This is a genomic window from Enterococcus sp. BWB1-3 (assembly GCF_016745275.1).
In the GTDB taxonomy this organism is placed as follows: Bacteria; Bacillota; Bacilli; order Lactobacillales; family Enterococcaceae; genus Enterococcus_L.
Genome location: NZ_JADOEP010000001.1, coordinates 72,945 through 95,050 on the forward strand (window position 1 = coordinate 72,945; position 22,106 = coordinate 95,050).

Consider the following 22,106-nt stretch of genomic DNA (forward strand, 5'->3'; position numbering starts at 1 on the left):
GATATGGGGAAGAATAGAAATAAAATGATGTTGCTGTCACTCCTTTCAGCTGGAATCATTGGAGTTTCTGCCTATTTAATGAATTCAACTCTTATTGAGGGCTCAACACCTGATGAAACAGCAGCATCTTCCACAGAAGAGCCCAAAGGAGAAGTTACAATGACTTCTGTGACATCAACTGATGAAACTTCAAATGAAAGCAGTGCACCTGTTGAACAGATACCGGTAGTTGTAGAGCCTGAACCAGAAGTAGAAAATATACCAGTGGATCCGGCAAATATTTATACGGTTCAGTCAGGTGAAACACTTTGGGAGATCAGCCAGACTACTGGAGTATCTGTACAGGATTTGATGATTACCAATCAGCTGAGTAGTGCTGTAATTATTGAAGGCCAGGAATTAGTACTGTCAAAATAATAAGAATAAAAAGAGTTTTCGGTTTGGTAAAATCCGAAAGCTCTTTTTCAGCTTTTCTTATGGTAAATTGCGCCGCGTTTTGTTATTCTTATTAAGATAAGAGTGTAAATTGAGGTGCTACATGGACGAGTTTATAGAAAACCTAAAAAAGATGAGGGGCAAGGAAGAATCAACTGAGAATATGCCCAAATTGAAACGCCCGCTGATCAAAAAAAATCAGAATACAGAAACAATTAAAGAGAGACCAACTGTTCAGAGAGAAACTGCAGCATTGAAAAAGAGAAAACCAGCGGTTGAGCAGAAAGAGTTAAAAGAACAACAACCCGTTGTTTCAAAAAATAGTAAGAAGAGAAGACCGACAGATATTGAGCGCAAAACGCCTCCCAAAAGGAAACGAAAAAGAAAGCTTACAAAACAAGAAATTGAGCTTAGGAAAAAGAAAAAACAGAAGGAACAGATTATTGAAATCATTAAGTTTGTTGTTCCGGTCATTATCATGGCAACCATTGTTTTTATTTTTATTTTTAATACTTCTCCGCATATAGTTGATGGTGATTCAATGAATCCGACTTTACAGAGTGGAGACAAGGTGATTGCGAAACGAACGAAAACGCCAAACCGCTATGAGATTATTACATTTGATCCGCCGGTTGACAGTAATTTTCAATACGTAAAACGCGTAATTGGGATGCCGGGAGATGCAATCTGGATTGAAGGCTCCGACTTGTTTATTAATCAGACGGAAGGGGTTCCTGAAGGGGTTGTTTTAAATGCTGCCAACGAGCTTCCAGATGGTACTATAAAAGTATCCATTTCTCCGGAAACGGTGGTCCAGTTGTCTAAATTTGATAAAATTCCAGATGAATTCTACTTTGTACTGGGCGATAACAGAAATAACTCAAGTGATAGCAGAGAGTTTGGGCTAGTCAGCAAGTTTGCAATAGAAGGTGTGGTTACGTTCCGCTATAAACCGTTCAGCTCAATTGGCTGGGTTAGATAGAAGGAACAGCATATTTTCTGTACTTGGCTGATTGAGAGCTTGAATCGAAATATTAGGGAACAGAATAAAATCAAAAGAGGCATTGTCGATTATCAGCAGGAATAAACGACAATGCCTCTTTTAAAATCTAATTCATTCGATCAGCAATAGCGATCATTTTGTTAGAATTCTCAGTAAATTCTGGTTTTTTATATAAAATAGAGAAATTTTAGCACGTTTCTTTGCTATAATGGAGCTACAGAAGTAAGAATTTCTTACTTATTTATCAAGTAAATTGAGAATGATTTTTTTGACCTCATTCATATCATAATTGTTTCCTACATCAGAGAAGACATACGTTGTTTTTTGATTTTCTGCAATTGCTTCGTTATAAATATTAGACAGTAATATATCATAATAAGAATCTTCCTGATATAATTCAGCTTTGATAGGAAACTTATGTCCAAGCACATTTGTTAAATGCTGCATGACTAGTTCACCTATGGAAGGATTCAGAGAATGATACACACCAATGGTAATTTTTTCTTCATTGAGCTCTGCTATATGATTTAAAATAATTGTGTAATGTATTTGAGTAAAGCGATTGATGAAACGATTTTTCTCTTCGCTCGAATCAAATTTTTCAGAAGCAATTCTCATAGTTTCATCCACCTCATTTCCTGTGAAAGGATGCCTGTGTGCATTGATTATGGAAGTGATTGTCCAATAGTCGAAAGGTAGGATGAAACCGTCGAAATAGTAAAGTCTTGAATGCAGTTGAAACAGTAAATTTTCAATATAGGACAGGCGGTCATCTGAGGCGTACGTAGTTAGATAACCCTGCTGCTTCAAGTATTTTAAAATGACCTTATTCATATAGTTTAAATAAGAACTCTCTGTTCTCTGTGCTTCTGCCAGTCGAAAGGCAAAAGAAGAATTCGCAGAAAAATTGTTCATGGAGCAGAAGAAATCATAAAACATATAGGCTTCGTAGATAGTGTATGGACGATCGATTTTTTTCATGTATGTATGGAAAGCCAGATTTATCTCTTCAAACAGCGGACGGTCTGGATGATCATAATTTGGGCTGATAACCGGATTTAATTCGACAGTCATCCGGCGCAGTGAAATCTTCATCCATAATTTAATTTGGAATATTTCAGTGGGATCAAAGGTCACATTCAGAGACTCTTTTAACGTTTCAATAAAACCAAGATATTGATTGGACGTTTCTTTTTCCAGTTCAGTTTTATCTTCAAAAAGATACCAGAAAAAATTAAAAAAGAAATATCTGATTTGCTTTTCTTCTCCTACTATTTTTCCTCTTTTTATTTGTAAATGAAATTCTTTCAGAAGCTCATTCAATTCTGTGACTTTTCGATAATACGTTGCAGAGCTGATTGCATAGGATAATTGAAAATAATCGCAACTTACCTCGTTTTTTTGAAACAGTTGATTGACCATTTGAAATTTTATCGATTTATCAAGAAAAAGAAGAACAACTTTTTTTAGCGGGAAATCAAGTTCTTTGGTTAAAGAAAGGTGATCTCCGCTAGTGGTTATTCTCACTTGGTCACTAATTCCGTTTTCTTCAAGAAAACTTTGTAAAAAAGAAAGATATTCATTCAATGTAGGTAAACTGATTTGAAACTCTTCAATCAGCTTACTCTTTGTTGATTTTCCTTGATTATTGTACAGAAATAAAAGAATATCATTCATATAATCATATGGTTTTTCTAAAAAATCTCGTTTTAGCATAATCGACACCTCACTTTAAGCATACTTTATTCATGATAAAATGGCAATATTAATCTGAGAAAAGTATGTTATTGTTGGAAGGTGGATTTCTTTTTTTTAGGAAGTTATATATAATGAAAACACGGAATATGCAGTTATATTAAACAAAGTAATTCATTCAGCAGAGATTACTTGAAGGGAGATAGGTTTTTGAAGATAATAATTATCGGAGCCTCACACGGCGGACTTCAGGCAGCTTTCACTATAAAGCGATTAAACCCTGGAACAGACGTTATTCTGATTGAAAAAAGAAATGATATCAGCTACGTCTCCAGTGGTATCACTATAAAATTGAATCATATGGTAGATGATCTTGATGATGTACGTTATACTACTGCAGAGGATTTACACAAACTTGGAATAAGACTGTGTCTGGAATCAAAAGTTACTCATATAGAACCGGAAGGAAAAATAGTGATGTATGAGAAGCCGGATGGCAGCCAAGCAGAGGAGAACTATGATAAGCTAATCCTTGCGATGGGCTCCAACCAGTTTTCTTTGAACATGAAACTACCTGGTAATAATCAAATCACACACTTTAAAAGTTATGACAGCTCGCTGGAAGCATTGCACAAAATTGAGGCTGCGAACAGTATTTCAATTATTGGCGGCGGCTATATTGGCGTGGAACTTTCAGATGCTTTGAAGGATAAGGGAAAAGAAGTTCATCTTATTGAAAGTGCTGATACAGTTCTATTTCGTTATATTGATAAAGAGCTGGGGGAGATTTTGAAAAAAGAAATCGTTGAATCTGGGATACATCTTCATCTGAATGAAACGGTGCTGAGCTTTAATGCTAAAGAAGAAGAAATATTTTCTACAGTCACAACAAAAAAAGAAATTAAAAACGATTATGTAGTGATTGCGGTCAATGCACGTCCGGATACGGCGATCGTTCATGATTTTCTTGATTTGAATCCTAATGGCACAGTGCGTGTGAATAAGCATATGCAGACTAGTGATCCGAATATTTATGCTCTGGGGGATATTGTTTCTTATCCTGTTCATAACAGTTATCGGCAATCGTTTATCCCGTTGGTTAATAATGTTGTGAGAAGTGCCACAGTTGCAGCAGTGAATGTTATGGGAAATAAAATGAGCTTTAATACAACACAGAAGACAACAGCTACTCATGTTTTTGGGTATTATATTGCTAGTTCAGGTTTGACGGAGACCGAAGCAACGTTTGAGGGAATTGATGTTGAAAGTATCTTTCTGAAGCTTCCCTACCAGCTGCCTTACTTGAAAGAACAGGACAGTATTTATATAAAAATGGTGTTTTCAAAAGAAACAAATTGCCTTATTGGCGGTCAGCTGATGTCGAAAAAGGATGTTACACAAATTATCAATATTATTTCCTTAGCAATAGATAAGGAAGTCGGGTGGGAAGAACTGGTTACAATGGATTTCTATTTCAATCCGATTCTTAATCAGCCAATGGGTGTCATCAGTCAGGCTGCTTACGAGTTTATGCTTAGAAAATACAAAAATTAACGATTAATAAATAAAGGTTAGAGCGTTTATTCTTTGTTTCATCAATAGTGATGAAGCTTTGAGTAAACTGTTCTAGGCCTTTTTATTTATTCGGGAGCTGGGACATCACTGTGTTTTAGCCCTCTAAAATTGAATAAACCTCGTTCCAGTCTGTGTATACCTCTATGGTTAGCTATCTCCTATTTAAGATTGAATATCTGCATGTTCATGAGATCATCATTTCGTATACAGCTATCTCTTTGTAGACGGAATAGATTCTGACAAATTTATCCCTATCAGAGTGTTGCATACTATTTTACTAGTACGATTATCTTAGTGAGATTGGAAATTCTGAGAACTGATTTTCTACTATGGGAAAATCTTGTATCTACTTGGAAAAGCATTTGCATGTCTTGGATGAGCATAAGATATGCGACGAGCATTCGAAGAAGCGCAGAAGCAAGTTCTTGCACGACCTTAAGACATGCGACGAGCATTCGAAGAAGCGTAGGAGCACGTTCTTACTTGACCCTCAGATATGCGACGAGCATTCAAAGAAGCGCAGAAGCAAGTTCTTGCATGACCTTAAGACATGCGACGAGGAGTTGAAGAAGTGCAGAAGCAAGTTCTTGCACGACCTTAAGACATGCGACGAGCATTCGAAGAAGCGTAGGAGCAAGTTCTTGCATGACCTTAAGACATACGACGAGCATTCGAAGAAGCGTAGGAGCAAGTTCTTGCATGACCTTAAGACATGCGACGAGCATTCGAAGAAGCGTAGGAGCAAGTTCTTACTTGACCCTCAGATATGCGACGAGGAGTTGAAGAAGCGCAGAAGCAAGTTCTTGCATGACCTTAAGACATGCGACGAGCATTCGAAGAAGCGTAGGAGCACGTTCTTACTTGACCCTCAGATATGCGATGAGCATTCGAAGAAGCGTAGGAGCAAGTTCTTGCATGACCTTAAGACATGCGACGAGCATTCGAAGAAGCGTAGGAGCAAGTTCTTGCATGACCTTAAGACATGCGACGAGCATTCGAAGAAGCGTAGGAGCAAGTTCTTGCATGACCTTAAGACATACGACGAGCATTCGAAGAAGCGTAGGAGCACGTTCTTACTTGACCCTCAGATATGCGACGAGGAGTTGAAGAAGCGCAGAAGCAAGTTCTTGCACAACCTTAAGATATGCGACGAGCATTCGAAGAAGCGTAGGAGCAAGTTCTTGCATGACCTTAAGACATGTGATGAGGAGTTGAAGAAGCGCAGAAGCAAGTTCTTGCATGACCTTAAGACATACGACGAGCATTCGAAGAAGCGTAGGAGCAAGCTTTTAATACAGGAATGAATTATTGCTACCCCATCAGATTGTCGGTTCGCATACCATCTCACTAGCTGTTCCTGAAACAGTGGGGCTGACAAGTCTATCAAAGGTTTCTACATCAGTAGAAAATCCTTTAGAATCAGCATATGGAGAATATCTATAATCAATGTACCAGGAGCAGGAGGCACCATATTGAAAAGTACCTTTCAGCATAAAAAGATAGTGAGTGGAATAAAACAGATTTTTGATTACTTTTTAAGGAAAACAAGTAATTCTGTCTGGTTCTTTTTTGAGCTGAAAGAGGATTACTTTAGTTTTTGTCAAATAGGCTTAAAAGATTCTTCAGAAGTGCTGGGGAAAATTGCGACAGATTAAAATAGTTGTCTAAAAATTCACCAATTACGAGGTTTTCAAGTTGTTTGCCAGTAAAAATATGTGCTAAAGTAAGTCCGTCGTAAGGAAGCAGGTGGAATATGAAATATTTGAGAAATACATTAAACTTATTTATTTTAGACTGGAAGAGGATCTGGAAGAATCCGATTGCTGCATTATTAATTGCAGCCTTGATGCTTATCCCTTCCCTTTATGCATGGTTTAACATCAAGGCATTGTGGGATCCTTATTCAAATACAGGAGAATTGCCGATTGCTGTTTACAGTGATGACCAAACAGCTTCATTTCAAGGGAAGAAAATTAATATTGGAGATGAGGTTTTGGAGAATCTTCAGGAGAATAAACAGCTGGGCTGGCGTTTTGTTAGATCGAAGAAGGCGCTGGATGAAGGGGTAAAGTCAGGAAAATATTATGCAGGTATTTATTTACCGGAAGATTTTTCAGAAGATTTACTCAGTTTTACAACTGGAGAGATAACAAAGCCTGAGATTGTCTATTCTGTAAATGAAAAAATTAATGCTATCGCACCTAAAATTACAGATAAAGGAGCGGCTTCATTGCAATCTCAAATATCTTCAGAATTTATCAGTACGGCCGCCAGTACATTACTGAAAGTATTTAATGAGATTGGTTATGATATAGATGCGAATCTGGTCAGCATCAACAAAGTGAAGAATCTTATCCTGTCTGCTGATAATAATATTGATACAATTGACGGCTATGTTCAGCAAGTGGCGGAGCTCCATGGGAAAATACCTGAGATAAAGAAGAAAATTACTAAAGCAGATGAATTTATAACCTATATACCGAAGATTGATGCGTTGGCTGATAAGGTAGTGGAGCTGAATACCAATCTTCCTGTGATTAAAGAGCAGGCAAAAATTATTTTGACGCTGCAAGACAAAATCCCTGAAATTCAAAATGCAGGGAAGCAGCTGGCAATGATTGATGAAGATTTTACTTCTGTAGAGCAGGTGATGAATGAAGGAATAACAGAAGCCAAACAAGGACTGACAATTATCCAAACTGTTCAGCAGTCGCTGCCTGATATTCGAAAATTAGGCGAACAGGTAAACCAGTTAGGGACGGTTACCTTGGAAGGAGCTCAAAAGTTGCAGGAGGCTCTGCCAAGTATTGCAAGCAGCGTTCAGGTTACTTTAGAATCAATTCAGACGATCAGCAGCAATGTTTCTGCAATTACCAGCCAGATTCAGCAAATGTTGGCTGATAATGAATTGACACCGGAAGAACGGATCACCTTGAAGCAGCTGCTTCAACAGTTTTCCAGCAGTCTGAACGGACAGGTAACAGGAATTCAGCAGCTGTCGAAATTATTGACAGATATTCAGGAGTCAGCCGGCAATCAGGACCTGCAGGGAATTATCGGACAGCTGAATAGTATACAAACACTGGTTCAGGGACTGAAAAATCGAGTGGAGGGAATAAATGCAGACAACATTACAACTGCTGAACTTCAAACTATTCTTAACGAAATTACGACAGCAGCCGACAGAATTTCTTCAGAAGCCGCCAGCGTAGATGTAAATGGCATTACAACGACTGTTGGTACGATGCTGTCAAAACTGATTGAAACAATTACAACAGCTCAGGGATTACTGTCTCAGGCACAGCAAATTGATTTTGCTTCTTTGCTGAATTCTACGGAGAAGACAGTGTCCAATGCAATTGGTATTTTAGAAAAATATCAGGGAGAGCTGCCTGCTATTAAAAAGGAAGTCCATGATGCCAATATTCTGTTGAATGGTCATTTGGCTGCAATTGTCAACGGAATTAATGAGGGAGCAGCTCTTTATAATAATGAACTGCCCGTAATTGAGGAGAAACTGGATCTGGCTGCGGATTTCATTCAAAATGATTACCCAGGTATTAAAGCAGAAATCACAGATACATTGGCGATGGTGGATCAAAAACTTCCAGAAGTGGAAGCTGTGTTGAATGAAGCCAATGATCTGATTGAAAATGACTGGTCCCATATTAAAGCAGGACTTCACAAGGCTGCTGAAACAATCCGCAAAGGTGAAAGTGAAGTAGAGCTTGGAGAGATTATTAAACTGTTAAAACTTGATGCAGCCTCAGAAAGCGAATTTTTTACTGAACCCGTTGTGGTTAAACAAAACTCTATCTATCCGATTGCAAATAATGGCTCTGCCAGTACACCATTCTATACCGCACTTTGCTTATGGGTAGGTGCAGTGTTGTTCTCCAGTATTGCGACGACAGATTATTATCTGGAAGGAACCGATAAAGGAAAGTTTTCAAAACGGGAACAGTTTTCTGCCAGAATGCTGACATTTATTGTAATGGGTCTGGCTCAGGCATTGATCGTTACTCTTGGAAATTACTTTTTACTGGGGGTGGAGGTTAAAGCCCCGGTCTTCAGTATTCTATTTGCATTATTTATCGCATTGAGCTTCATGACGATAGTTTATGTTCTCGTGGCATTGTTTGGAAATGTCGGAAAAGGAATTGCGATCATTATTCTGGTTCTCTCTATCTCCGGTGGGGGTGGAAACTATCCAATTCAGGTTTCGGGTAAATTCTTTCAGTTTATCAACCCGTTTCTGCCGTTTACTCATGCAGTTGATCTATTAAGAGAATCAGCAGGCGGTATTTACTGGCCGAATGCCTGGAAAGCGATTGTTATTTTAGCGGGGATTATGCTGGTGGTAGGGATACTGGGGACGATATTTTACCCTCTTCTGGAGCCAAAAATGAAAAAACTTGGGGAATTATCACACAAGAGTCATATTTTTCATTAATGACTTATTATTTTCCGAACTGTATAAATTCAGGTAAAATAGGAGGTGTCGCAGTACATGGTTTCCACTTTCGAAATTTGCAGTATTTTGAGCAGATATAGATAATCATAAGTGCAGAATTGTGGTAAAAAACAATTGACATCTAATGAATAGGGACAGGGACTGAGATCGAATGAATCTTGGTCTCTGTTTCTGTTATGCGTAGGTTGATCCGTTCGTTAAATTTCCAAGGTCGCTGAATTTGGAAACTAGGTACTCCTAATAATGAAATAATGGGTCACCGGTGTTGGAAATAGGGGTTTTCTAAATAGTAAAAAGCTGATAAAAAATCTAATGTTTCAATGTACAAATCATTAATAACGGGGTATATTCTTTAGAATGTACTTAAGAGCAATGATGCGGTTGTGCCAAAGCTTTTTGTGCGACGAGTAACCGCCTCAACTTCTACGTAGGAAACATACTAGAGTTGACAGTCTTCACTAGGATTGCTTTAGCAGAGTAGACGAAGTCCTGTTACTTACTCGGTGAAGGACCTGGAGCTGCTTATATTTTGAAGATTGTTTGACTTATTTCCGAGATGTTGCCTGCAATTACTCGGCACAGTTTAGGACCGACAAGTGCTAGTTCTACTTTGCCACTTCTGCTTATATTCGTACTTTAGCAGAATGGTATGCGTAGCGGAGCGTAGAAGAACTGCTGTTTCTACGAGTCTAACGATTCTCGAGACAAAACATTACGCTGTATCCGTTATTCTGCGTCTACGATTTTCACTACACTACACGTTGTTTCGATCTCATCAATTTCTAAATGGCAAAGCCACTAAGAATTGAAGGACTTCGTTTCGATCCTCGAAGAATGGGGGACCGTGCTCCTACGCTTCTTCGAATGCTCGTCGTATGTCTGAGGGGCAAGTAAGAACGTACTCCTATGCTTCTTACGAATACTCGGATCATACAAAGACTGGAATACCGTTTATTCGGTTTTAGGGGGCTCAGACATACGTATGTCAAAGGACATTTTAAGATACAAACCAGAGATTCTAAAATAAGGCAGGGATTTGATTCTATGATAAAAGGGATATTTCATTTGTTTGAAAAGAAATATGGAGAAGGAAAGGATCGCAGAACCAGCTACGGCATTTTTGCAGGTATTATTGGTTTAACTTCCAATCTTTTGCTGGTGGCAGGGAAGCTGTCTATTGGTTTTTTCTCTGGGAGTGTTTCAATCATGGCAGATGCAGTAAATAATCTTTCTGACACGATTTCTTCAGTTGTAACACTACTGGGTTTTTACATTGCAGGAAAGCCGGCAGACAGAGAACATCCATATGGACACGAACGCTTTGAATACATCAGCGGTACGTTTGTCTCACTTCTAATTACATTTGTCGGCTTTCAGTTTTTACTGACATCTATTGACCGTATCAGAGAACCGCAAAGTATTAATTTTAACTGGATTATGCTGGTTGTTCTTTTAGTGTCTATCTTTTTGAAGGTTTGGCAGGGACTAGTCTACAAAAACATTGCCGGGGAAATTGATTCCAATGCATTAATAGCGGCGTCCAAAGATAGTTTGAATGATGTATTTACAACAGTCACTGTTCTGATTTCTACTGTTGTCGAGGGAATTACCGGTTGGCGAATTGATGGCTATATAGGGTTATTGATTGCTGGCTATATTATTTACAGCGGCCTGCAGCTGATTCGTGAGTTTATAAATGAGTTGATAGGGGTAAGACCGGATCAGGAAAAGATAGATGAAATGAAAAAGTTTCTATCTGCTGTTCAAGGGATCGTCGGGTACCATGATTTAATGCTTCATCAATATGGACCAAATAAAATTTTTGCGACAGTTCATATTGAAATAGATGATCGCTGGGATTTGAATCGCGCGCATCAGCTTATTGATCAGATTGAGGTTGCTTTTAAAGAACAATTGGAAGTAGAGCTGGTCTGCCACGTTGATCCTGTCAATCTTTATGATGAAAAGCAGCAGTTTGTCCATCAACAGGTAAAAATGATTGTCAAAGAAATTGATACAAATTTCAAAGCTCACGATATTCGTCTGGTTGATCATGAAGGAAAAAGCACTGTTCTGTTTGATTTAGTTGTTCCAAGTAAATATTTGATAAGTGATGAAGAAATATTGCGAATGATTCAGATAAAAGCTTATGATAAATTAGATGGTTGTGAAGTTGAAATTACATTTGATCACAATTATCTTCTTTAAAATTCTGTTATTTCTTTTTTTCTCAAAGAATTTTCTTTTTTGAAAAAAATCTGAGAAATTGAAAGGATATTCTCGTGTTAACATAGCTTTAAGGAGCTGATGATTATGAATCTGGCATTTCTTGCAGTGATGTATTTCTTTGTTGTCATTATTATTATTTTAGGTTTTTTATTATTTAAAGAAAAACAGCTGATGTATAAATTACTGGATGAAAAAGATCAACTGCAGGAAGATTTATCTGAGATGAAAGTGGAAAGAGTCCGTATGAATCATATGTTGAAAATGCAGGATGAGAGTATTGTCCATTTAATGGATGAGCCGGAATTGCAGGAAGGGACTTATTTAGATGAACCGGAGGAAGAGCTTTCCGAAAGAACTGAGATTGAACAACGAGTGGTAAGCGATGAGCTGGAAGAAGAGCTGAATGAAGAGCCATTTATCATTCTGAATAACGGAACATTTTCCAGATATGAAGATGAGTATTATCAAAATAGAGAACAGTAGTTAGTGCTGTTTGAAAAATTATAAAAGGATCGGGACAGACACAACGAAATTTATGTGTTTGTCCCGATCCTTTTTATTTGTCATAGGTCTGGCAGCTAGTTGTGCTTCAGAAACTGCTTGAAGCTTGGTACTGCTGTCATAACCTCTTTTTTAATGTGATGACTGTTTGCTTGCCGGATCCAGCCGATGTTCAATCATGCCAAGAATCCAGTCTGTCAGAATTGCCATCAGAGCAGTCGGCAGTGCACCAACCAGAATAATTGAAGTACCATTTGTGGCATTTGTTCCCCTGATGATAATATCACCCAGTCCCCCGGCTCCCACAAAGGCGCCGATAGCCGTAATACCAATGGCAACAACCAGTGCATTTCTGATCCCTGCCATGATGACAGAGACAGACAGAGGCAGTTCAACCATGAACAGGCGCTGAATTTTAGTCATTCCCATTCCTTTTCCGACATCCAGAATATTGTTGTCGACCTGACGCATGCCAGTGTACGTATTTTTGATAATGGGAAGCAGAGAGTAAAGAAAGACAGTTACGATAACCGTATTTACACCTAATCCAAGTCCAAGCATTAAAATGGAAAGCATAGCCAATGATGGAACCGTCTGAATCAGATTGGCAAGACTGATAATCCAGCCAGCCAGTTTAACTCTGCGGGAAATAAAAATCCCGATTGGAATCCCGATAATGGCTGCAAACAATACACCATATACTGAAATCAGAAAGTGACGCACGACTTGACTAAAGACATAGCTGCCGTTTTGGGCAAAGTAATAAAAGAACTGCTCGAAAAGATTCATATCCTGCAAATTTTCCATTAGTTTTCCCCCTGATCTGTTTCAAAATAGTGATTGTCTCTTAAAAAATTTTCTGCAACTGTGGCCGGCTCCATTAAGTCATTGTCAGCTTGAAAGTTCAGTTCCTGCATTTGTTCCGTGGAAATTTTTCCAGAGAGCTTGCTTAAAATATCCTTTAGCTCTGGATTTTCTTTTAAAATAGCATCCGTTGTCACAATACTTGCATCGTAAGGCGGGAAAAATTTTCGGTCATCTTCCAGCATAACCAGATTGTAGCTTCCAATCCGACCATCTGTAGAATATCCTAGAACAACGTCCATTTTTCCGACAGCTACAGCGTCATAAACCAGCCCAATCTGCATCGGAAAAACTCGCTTGAAGTCGAATCCATACTCCTGAACGAAGCCTTTATAGCCATCCCCCTGACGGTCAATCCATGATGTATCAGCTCCGGCTGTCAATTGATCAGCAACGGCTTTCAAGTCGCTGACTGTTTTCAAGTTATATTTTTCTGCAGTTTCCTGAGTTACCATAAACGCATAGGTATTGGCAAATCCGTAAGAAGGGAACCAGGTCTGCTGATAGCGTGACTGGAATTCTTTTTTTACAATATCAAAGGCTTTCTCAGGTTCCTTTTCAGGAGGCAGCTGCAAGGTTCCCGTTAAATCAGTTCCAGTGTAGCGGGCAGCCGAGATACTGGTATCTCCGTTCAGCATGGACTGATGTATCACGGTTGTCGTTGCCAAATTATTGATAATGACGGTACTCTTATCCGTGTAATGTTCGATCATTCCACTAACTATGTTGGCAAGTATCTGAATCTCGGAAGTAGAGCCGCCGGCAATACTGATGGTATCTTTATTATTTCCGCTTGCCAGCCCCGGCAATGAACAGCTCCCCAGAAATCCGACAGTAGAAAGAAGAAGTATGCTTAATAAGATATTTTTTAGTTTTCTCATTCTGATTCACCTCGTAATGCTGCCGGAGTCAGTTTATTTTCCAGCCACCCCAACAGGAAATCAGCAGTTAAAGCAATAAGTGCAACAGGGATTGTTCCGCCGAAAATTAAATCTGCACGATACAAATTCAGCCCGCTGAAGATAAAGTCGCCCAGACCGCCGGCTCCAATGTAAGAAGCTAAAGTCGCCCATGCGACTACGTATACAGCTGCCAGACGAATCCCAGCCATAATAGTTGGCGTGGCTATCGGCAGTTCCACCATAAAAATAGATTGAATATTTGTCATACCCATTCCTTTAGCAGCATCTTTGTAATCAGAACTGACCTCCTTGATCCCAATATAGGTATTTCTCAAAATCGGCAGCAGCGAATAAATGAATAATGCAACAATTGCCGGAAATCTTCCCACACCGAAAATAGGAATCATCAGTGCCAGCAAAGCCAGTGAAGGAACCGTCTGAAGTGCACTGGTCAAGCCAATAACGATTGCCGCAGTACGCTTTGTTCTGGTCAGCAAGATACCTAATGGAACAGCAAACAGAATACCTAAACCAAGAGAAACAGCTGAAATAAAGATATGCTCTCCCGTTCTGGTAATGAGTTCTCCGCCTTTTTCCATAAAAAATTCATACATTTGACTACACCTCCGTTTGAGAGGCTTGTGGTTCAACATCTTCACTCGTAGAATTTTCAGAAGCGATGGTGGCTAGCTCTTCCTCGCCCCAAATTACATCATAGACAATATCAACTAACGAAGCCCTTGTCAGAATTCCGGTAACCTTCTGTTTTTCATTAACAACAGGAACATACTTAACCCCGCGCTTCAGAATTTTCTGAAGAGTATCCCGCAGAAGAGAAGATTCTTTTACGAAGAAGACATCTGTATTTAGGATATCACTGACACTGGTTGCTTTGGTTCTTTTTCTGTCCAGGGTTTCAATATCAATAAATCCTTTTAAGATCCCCTGCCCATCTACAACCAGTAAAGTATCCACCCGTTTTTCTCTCATGACTTTAATTGCTTCGGACAGAGATTTTTCCGATGTAATAGTAATTGCGTTGTGTGACATAACTTCACCAACAGTTGTTGTGTTTGATTTTGCCTGAATCAGGCGGTCTTCCCCAATCAGCTCTTCAACAAATTCTGTCGCCGGAGCATTCAAAATATTATCAGGTGTATCAAATTGAATGACTTTTCCTTCACTCATGATAACAATCCGATTCGCCAGCTTCAGTGCTTCATCCATATCATGCGTAACAAAGATAATCGTTTTCCCAAGTCGTTCCTGCAAGTCCTTTACCAAATCCTGAAGAGAATCTCTGGTAATAGGATCCAAAGCACCAAAAGGCTCATCCATCAGGATAATGTCCTGATCTGCCGCCAGAGCCCGTACAACCCCAATCCGCTGCTGCTGGCCGCCGGATAATTCATGGGGATAACGATCCAGCATTTCTCTTGGCAGCTCAACCAGATCAATCATTTTTTCAGCGATCTTTTCACGCTCTTCCTGATCTGCTTTTAACAGTTTTGGAACCAGCGTAATATTCTCACGAATTGTCATATGCGGCATTAATCCGATACTTTGAATTACATACCCGATTTTGCGGCGAAGCTCCACAGGGTTCATTGTTAGAATATCTTTTCCATTAATCAAAATTTTTCCTTTGGTGGGATCTGTCATTCGATTAATCATACGCATCGTTGTTGTTTTTCCGCTTCCGCTTGTTCCGATAAAACAGATGAACTCGCCTTTGTCAAAATGCAGATTGACATCTTCGACAGCCACTTTGCCACCCTTATAAATTTTGTACACATGTTGAAACTCAATCAAAACAGTCACCTCTTTCTTATAATTCCTGCAATATCAGTATGTTTTAAACAGTTCTTGAAAACTAATAAGAAGGCCTTTTTTCTGAAAGGACTGGCTTTCCTAAAAGAAGTATATAATGACTATTTTTAGTCAAGAACAATTCATCGAGCACTCTGCGCTTCCTCAAGTAATGAACGAAAAGCAGCTGCTGTTTCATTGTAGCTGGTTGCTGAAATAAAATGAAACATACGTGAAGAAAACCAATATTTTAGGTAAAATAGCAACAACCTCTACTAACAGCATAACATAAAAGGTGAGAAAGTCGCTTATATATATTGACTTGAAGTAAGAGTTCGGAACAAGTATAGATTATTCTGCTGAACAGAGCGTATGTTGGAGAGTAATGACTAATTTAGAGTGAAAGGCCCATTTATAGAATAATTAAAGATGATTATGGAAGCCAATCAGTAGTTAAAAAATAGCGACAACCATTAGAGAATATGCTAATAACTGCTGATCAATGTATATATTAACTTATTATTTTTCCTGATAAATCTTTTTCTCGATTTCTTTCCTCTGTTCCTCTAAAAAAGGAGGGAGAGCAAGACTTTTTCCAAGATCTTCCAAGGTCTCATCTATAGTAAATCCCGGTGAGACAGTGGCAAATTCTACCCGGTTGCCACCGGGTTCCCGTAGATAGAGACTTCTGAAGTAACCGCGGTTAACAATTTTTTCTATTACTAAATCTAGTGATTTAGCTTTTTCGTAAAGTGCATCAAGAGCCTGGTCATCTGCTGCCGCAAAAGCAACATGGTCCATACTGCCTCTGCCCATTCTTGATTTTTCCTGACTGACAGAAGGGAGGATATCAATAAAATCTGTGTCGTTCAAGTAAATTCGCTGGTCTGAGCTATTCCAATCCAGCAGTCTATTAAAAAATGCCAGTGTCTTTTTCGGTTCTACCACATGAAATTCAGTTGACAGCAGTCCAAGAATTTGTTTGTCTCCCGGAATATCGTTTTCCACCTGATATTTTTCTTCTAAAAAAGGAAGATCAGTTTCAATCAGATGAATTTCTATCTGGTCGGGATCAAAAAAGTACAGTTTGTTTTCTCGCTGTTCAAAAGAAATTTGTGCTTCTGTTAATCTGGTTTTCCAAAATGGCAGACTGTCCTTTGGAATTTTTAATCCGATAGTGCTTAGAAAATGGTCGTTGTCATAACGCTGTCCCAATAGCGGAACAATAAAAAACGTAATAACAGAGCCTGGTGCACCATAATAATTGCCATAGTAGTCGTGAATCATTCTGTGATTATCCTGATTTACTGTATGTTTAACAAAACGCAATCCCAGCAACTCAATGTAAAATGACTGATTTGCTGAGCTGTTACGAGTGAGTAAAGATACATGATGAATAAATGGAATCATAAAAGGACCTCCTCTATTTAATTAAACTTACTAAAAATAAGTATAACTCGTTTTTAGTTTATTTCCAATCAATCTGTTTTACTCCGTTCCTCGCAACTTCCTTGAAATAGTGTTAAAATAGCCAAGGTATATGAATAGAGAATGAAGGTGGAAAAATGCTTAGCACAGAAAATTTTGATTTTGACCTGCCGGAAGAGCTGATCGCTCAGACTCCGCTAGTAGATAGAACTAGTTCACGTCTGCTGGTATTGGATAAAGAAACTGGAGAGATTGAAGATAAACATTTCAGTGAAATTATTGATGAGCTGGAAGCCGGAGATGCGTTGGTGATGAATGATACTCGAGTACTGCCGGCCCGTTTATACGGTGAAAAACCTGAAACCGGAGGACATTTGGAAGTTCTTTTGCTGACTAATACTGAGGGAGATACGTGGGAAACATTGATTAAACCCGCTCGACGGGCAAAAGTCGGCACACAGATCAGCTTTGGCGACGGTCGTTTGAAAGCCACAGTTGTGAAAGAATTGGATCATGGAGGAAGAATAATCAGCTTCGATTATCAGGGAATCTTTTTGGAAATTATTGAATCTCTTGGAGAAATGCCTTTGCCGCCATATATAAAAGAACGACTAGAGGATCCCGATCGCTATCAGACAGTTTATGCTAAAGAAAGCGGATCAGCAGCAGCACCGACTGCAGGACTTCATTTTACAAAAGAACTGCTGGAAAAAATTGAAGCAAAAGGTGTTCGACTTGTTTATCTGACTCTTCATGTAGGTCTGGGAACGTTTCGTCCGGTATCGGTGGAAAATATTGAAGAACATGAAATGCACAGCGAATTTTATAGACTAACAGAGGAATCTGCAGCAGTATTGAATGAGGTTAGAGCAGCTGGCGGAAAAATTGTTGCTGTGGGGACAACATCTATTCGCACACTGGAAACCATTGGGACTAAATTTGGGGGAGAAATCAAAGCAGACAGCGGTTGGACGAATATTTTTATTACACCTGGCTACGAATTTAAGGTCGTTCAGGCGTTCTCCACGAATTTCCATTTGCCTAAGTCTACTCTGGTGATGCTGGTCAGCGCCTTTGCAGGCAGGACATTAACATTAAGTGCCTATCAGCACGCTATTAATGAACAGTACCGATTTTTCAGCTTTGGCGATGCCATGTTTATAAAGTAAACGGTGATTTGATATAGAACCAATAAAAAAGAAGCGCAATGTGTTCATTGCGCTTCTTTAGCAGCTTATTTTTTCAAAGCAACGAGCATCATGCTTCCGTGCAGCAGAAGCGATGAAATATATTATATCAGATACCCAGTCATAATCATCAGTCTACAAGTAGCTAGCTTATAGAAATTATGTTGGACGGCAGATAAGCGTATATCGTCACTGTGAAATTGATAAAGCGGATTAGCCAGACTAATGATTTACTGATAAAATGTTGAACAAGAATTTAAAGAAGGTGTTATACATGTCTTCTCTTTTATTGCTCTGTTACTAGTCTGTTTCTTCTGAGTGGTCTATTCTTTTGAAAGTGAAGATTTTCTCGATAGGCACTTCGAAGACCTCTGCGATATCATGAGCTAATAATAGAGATGGGTTGTATCTATTACGCTCAAGTTGAATAATGGTTTGTCTTGATACGCCTACTTTGTCAGCTAATTCCTGTTGGGTCATACGCTTCATAGCTCTATAGACGTGAATGGAACTCTCAAAGGATGAGTTCTTCTTTTTTGGCAATGTAAATCCCTCCAATGACTGAATTGTAGTTAAATAATAGAAAGTGCATAGTCAATATACCATATCTTTGCTTTTGTTACAAATAATATAGCAAAAAAAGTATAGCAAAAAGCCAAGCTTCTCGAATAGCCTGGCCTTTTTTCTGGAAGGTATCAGTTATATTGAATTGTTTTACTTTTATACATGTAAAGTACGACTTGAATTTCTGTTTGATCCAATGAAACTTTTTAGTTAGATATCCGAGAATTCTCCGAATATCAAGTTTACCTTAATAAATAAACGTACATTTTTAGATGTATCTTTAACCATTTTCTCTACACATATAACAGATTAAAGGTGAATAATTTACTTCCAACAAACTTTAACTTATTTGAAACTTAATCTATTGAAACTCGAGAAATTCCTCAATATAACTGATTTTCCTCCTTCCTACATAAGTATAATACCACGAAAAGAAAGCGTTTTCAATAAAAAGCACTTATTTTTTTAACGAAAATTAAATTTATATATAAGCAACTATCATTTTCGTCAGTGTATCATTAAACCATACACAGCGCTCTCTGCCAGCTAAAATCTGTTCTTTTGAAAGCTCTTTCTGATGTGTTAATCTTTTTTTTATGTTTGTTCGTGAAATTTTTTAAAGCTTGATATAGCAGGGGTTAGAGCCGATTATCAGAGGTATTTATTGAAATCATAAAAAAATTCATGTTATAGTATATTGTAGAGTACTACTATTAAATAGGAAATAACTAAATGGGGGATAGGATGGAAATTCAACAAAAAGAGCTGGAAGAAGTATTGAAAGAAACAAAAGCAAACGAAGAAACAGGGTTGTCACAACAGGAAGCAGAGCAACGTTTAAAAGAAAACGGTGCGAATAAATTTGCTGACGCTAAAAAGGAGTCAATTTTAAAGAAATTTCTCCACAGCTTAACTGATTTTACAACAATTATTTTATTAGTAGCTGCAGCTATTTCATTTTATACAGCGGTTGTGACAGAGCATGATGAGTATTTTGAAGGAATTCTGATTATTGCAATTGTTATTATCAACTCAGTGTTGGCGATTGTTCAAGAAGGGAATGCAGAAAAATCGCTGGATGCTTTAAAAGATATGAACAAACAAACGAGTACTGTATTAAGAGATGGAAAAGTTGAAACAGTCAACGCAGAAAATATAGTTGTCGGCGATATTCTAATTTTAGAGTCCGGCTCAATGATTACCGCGGATGCCCGTTTAATAGAGTCCTCTCAAATGCGGGTGGAAGAGTCAGCCTTAACTGGAGAAAGTGAACCAGTGGAAAAGGATCCTATGTACATAGCGGATGAAGAGGATTCGTTAGGGGATCAGATTAATATGGTATTTAAGGGCTGTACAGTTTCGAACGGTCGTGGAAGAGCCGTGGTTACCGCAACTGGAATGGATACGGAGATGGGGAAAATTGCAGGCCTTTTAGGAAATGATACAAGGCAGAAAACCCCTCTTCAAATTCGGTTAAACCAATTGGGGAAACGAATTAGTATCATTGCACTGGTAGCTGCTGCTTTAGTCTTTGCGATCGGAGAACTTCAGGGAGAACCAATGCTGGAAATGTTTATGACCGCTGTTTCACTTGCTGTTGCGGCAGTTCCGGAAACACTAACAGTAATCGTGACGTTGACATTGGCTTACGGTGTTCAGAAAATGGCGAAGAAGCATGCAATTATTCGTCAGCTGCCGGCTGTTGAAACTTTGGGAACAGCCAGTGTAATTTGTTCAGATAAGACAGGAACATTGACCCAGAACAACATGCGGGTACGACGTGTATGGTCCCGTGGGGATGAAGTGACCGATACAGAAGATGCCATGACAAGTGAAGCGATGGAAGTACTGAAAATGGCAGCCCTATGTACGGATGTCACGGTTGAAAAAGAAAACGATGATTTGATTATCAAAGGGAATCCAACAGAAGCTGCAATTGTTCGCGCCGTTGAAGAAAATTATCATACAAAAGAAGAACTTGAGGAAAAATATCCTCGAATTGGAGAGATTCCTTTTGACTCAGAACGAAAAATGATGACGACTGTTCATCGAATGGGCAAAAAGTATATCTCTGTCACAAAGGGTGCTTTTGATGTGCTGCTCACTCGTTTCCGTTATGGGGATGTGGATCAGGCAGCTGTTGTCAATGACCGTTTTGGTAAACGGGCGTTACGGGTTATTGCAGTCGGTTATGCGATTCACGATGAGGAGCCTCAGGATATTACCTCAGAAGCGCTGGAGAAGAATCTGCGACTGCTTGGACTGGTTGGAATGATTGATCCGCCGAGACCTGAAAGTAAAGGTGCCATTGAAAAAGCACGGAAAGCAGGAATTAAGACGGTTATGATCACCGGAGACCATGTGGTGACTGCTGGGGCTATTGCAAAAGAGCTGGGCATATTAAGCAACAAAAGTGAAGCCTTGACAGGGGCGGAGCTGCGCAAATTGAGTGATGAAGAATTAGATGCCAGAGTAAAAGAGCTGTCCGTTTATGCACGTGTAACTCCTGAAGATAAAATTCGTATTGTTAAGTCCTGGCAGCGTACCGGAGCCGTTGTGGCAATGACCGGTGACGGTGTAAATGATGCGCCGGCATTAAAAGCCAGTGATGTCGGCTGTGCAATGGGAATTACAGGAACTGATGTTGCTCAAAGTGCATCAGATATGATTCTGACAGATGATAATTTTGCAACGATTGTTGATGCTGTAGCTCAGGGGAGAACTGTTTATCAGAATATTCGTAAAGCTATTAATTTCTTATTGAGTTGTAATATTTCTGAGATTTTCATTGTGCTGATCGCCATGCTTTTAGGCTGGGGGGCACCGTTTACTGCGGTTCAGCTGCTGTTTGTCAATGTTGTGGCAGATGGACTTCCAGGATTTGCATTAGGAAGAGAACCCGCAGAAAATGGGATTATGACTGAGAGGCCAATTCCGAGAGATGAAGGAATTTTTTCCGGAGGGCTCTGGAAAAAGATTGCTGTTAATGCCTCTGTTTTTACGGTAGTGACGTTGCTTGGTTTTTATTTAGGGGCGTTTGTAGATGGCGTGTCTCATTGGGTAAGTGCCAGTCATGAAGTAGGACAGACGGTTGCTTTTCTGGTTTTGGCTTATTCATCTATTATTCATGTATTTAATGTAAGAAGCCGTAATTCCATCTTTAGAGTCAGACTGTCTTCAAATAAATCATTATTTGAAATGGCAGTGTTGGCTGTGGTGATTACAACAACGATTGCATTGTTGCCTTTTACTCAGGAACTGTTTAATTTGGTTCCAATTGGGCTGACACATTGGGCATTGGTTGTTGCGTTGTCGGTAGTTCCGATTTTTGTGAATGAGTTGATTAAATTCCATTTTTCTCCTGAGGAAGAAGAGGAAATATAAGATAAAGAAGTGTAATCAGCAGAATACGTCTGAATCTTTAGACTTTGAAATGGCTA

The 22,106-nt window shown here is 39.0% G+C and carries 16 protein-coding genes; 9 read left to right on the forward strand and 7 right to left on the reverse strand.

Annotated features, from left to right (window positions below):
• Positions 1-3: 3 nt before the first annotated feature.
• Together IW492_RS00460 and lepB are read left to right on the forward strand one after the other, a co-directional pair.
• Entirely contained in the window at positions 4-417 is a 414-nt protein-coding gene (locus IW492_RS00460; RefSeq protein ID WP_236671732.1) for a LysM peptidoglycan-binding domain-containing protein, read from the forward strand.
• Between the two features lie 121 nt (positions 418-538).
• On the forward strand, positions 539-1,417 hold the full coding sequence (lepB, locus tag IW492_RS00465; RefSeq protein ID WP_202064074.1) for a signal peptidase I: 879 nt from the start codon (positions 539-541) through the stop codon (positions 1,415-1,417).
• A 258-nt stretch (positions 1,418-1,675) separates the two neighbouring features.
• Here the strand turns inward: lepB and IW492_RS00470 are convergent, their stop codons facing one another.
• On the reverse strand, positions 1,676-3,154 hold the full coding sequence (locus IW492_RS00470; protein WP_202064075.1) for a helix-turn-helix domain-containing protein: 1,479 nt from the start codon (positions 3,152-3,154) through the stop codon (positions 1,676-1,678).
• Between the two features lie 189 nt (positions 3,155-3,343).
• On the opposite strand from IW492_RS00470, the gene IW492_RS00475 reads away from it, so the two are divergent.
• The 5 genes from IW492_RS00475 (at position 3,344) to IW492_RS00495 (ending at position 11,894) form a co-directional block, all read left to right on the forward strand.
• Positions 3,344-4,687 (forward strand): FAD-dependent oxidoreductase, encoded by a 1,344-nt coding sequence (locus IW492_RS00475; RefSeq protein ID WP_202064076.1) that lies wholly within the window; start codon positions 3,344-3,346, stop codon positions 4,685-4,687.
• A gap of 1,493 nt (positions 4,688-6,180) precedes the next feature.
• A complete protein-coding gene (locus tag IW492_RS00480) occupies positions 6,181-6,363 on the forward strand; it encodes a hypothetical protein (RefSeq protein ID WP_202064077.1) in 183 nt (60 codons plus the stop codon).
• 98 nt (positions 6,364-6,461) lie between these two features.
• Positions 6,462-9,161: a YhgE/Pip domain-containing protein gene (locus tag IW492_RS00485; RefSeq protein ID WP_202064079.1), complete on the forward strand. Its 2,700-nt coding sequence runs from the start codon at positions 6,462-6,464 to the stop codon at positions 9,159-9,161.
• Between the two features lie 1,065 nt (positions 9,162-10,226).
• Positions 10,227-11,390: a cation diffusion facilitator family transporter gene (locus IW492_RS00490; protein WP_202064080.1), complete on the forward strand. Its 1,164-nt coding sequence runs from the start codon at positions 10,227-10,229 to the stop codon at positions 11,388-11,390.
• Positions 11,391-11,495: 105 nt separating this feature from the next.
• Positions 11,496-11,894, forward strand: coding sequence for a hypothetical protein (locus IW492_RS00495; protein WP_202064081.1), 399 nt, complete (start codon positions 11,496-11,498; stop codon positions 11,892-11,894).
• Positions 11,895-12,044: 150 nt separating this feature from the next.
• Here IW492_RS00495 and IW492_RS00500 read toward each other — a convergent pair whose 3' ends face one another.
• The 5 genes from IW492_RS00500 to IW492_RS00520 form a co-directional block, all read right to left on the reverse strand.
• The gene (locus IW492_RS00500; RefSeq protein WP_330927508.1) at positions 12,045-12,719 is read right to left on the reverse strand and encodes an ABC transporter permease; all 675 of its coding nucleotides are present in this window, start codon (positions 12,717-12,719) and stop codon (positions 12,045-12,047) included.
• Entirely contained in the window at positions 12,719-13,657 is a 939-nt protein-coding gene (locus IW492_RS00505) for an osmoprotectant ABC transporter substrate-binding protein (RefSeq protein WP_202064083.1), read from the reverse strand. The genes IW492_RS00500 and IW492_RS00505 overlap by 1 nt, the downstream gene beginning before the upstream one ends.
• Complete coding sequence (locus IW492_RS00510) at positions 13,654-14,292, reverse strand: ABC transporter permease (RefSeq protein ID WP_202064084.1); 639 nt, start codon at positions 14,290-14,292, stop codon at positions 13,654-13,656. The genes IW492_RS00505 and IW492_RS00510 overlap by 4 nt, the downstream gene beginning before the upstream one ends.
• 4 nt (positions 14,293-14,296) lie before the next feature.
• Positions 14,297-15,490 (reverse strand): betaine/proline/choline family ABC transporter ATP-binding protein, encoded by a 1,194-nt coding sequence (locus IW492_RS00515; protein ID WP_202064085.1) that lies wholly within the window; start codon positions 15,488-15,490, stop codon positions 14,297-14,299.
• 516 nt (positions 15,491-16,006) lie between these two features.
• Entirely contained in the window at positions 16,007-16,897 is an 891-nt protein-coding gene (locus IW492_RS00520; protein ID WP_202064089.1) for a VOC family protein, read from the reverse strand.
• A gap of 155 nt (positions 16,898-17,052) precedes the next feature.
• Here IW492_RS00520 and queA point away from each other — a divergent pair, with 155 nt between their 5' ends.
• Entirely contained in the window at positions 17,053-18,084 is a 1,032-nt protein-coding gene (gene queA / locus IW492_RS00525; RefSeq protein WP_202064097.1) for a tRNA preQ1(34) S-adenosylmethionine ribosyltransferase-isomerase QueA, read from the forward strand.
• 318 nt (positions 18,085-18,402) lie between these two features.
• Here the strand turns inward: queA and IW492_RS00530 are convergent, their stop codons facing one another.
• Entirely contained in the window at positions 18,403-18,645 is a 243-nt protein-coding gene (locus tag IW492_RS00530) for a helix-turn-helix transcriptional regulator (RefSeq protein WP_202064099.1), read from the reverse strand.
• 765 nt (positions 18,646-19,410) lie between these two features.
• Here IW492_RS00530 and IW492_RS00535 point away from each other — a divergent pair.
• Positions 19,411-22,050, forward strand: a complete 2,640-nt coding sequence (locus IW492_RS00535) for a cation-translocating P-type ATPase (protein ID WP_202064100.1) — start codon at positions 19,411-19,413, stop codon at positions 22,048-22,050.
• The last annotated feature ends 56 nt before the right edge of the window (positions 22,051-22,106 follow it).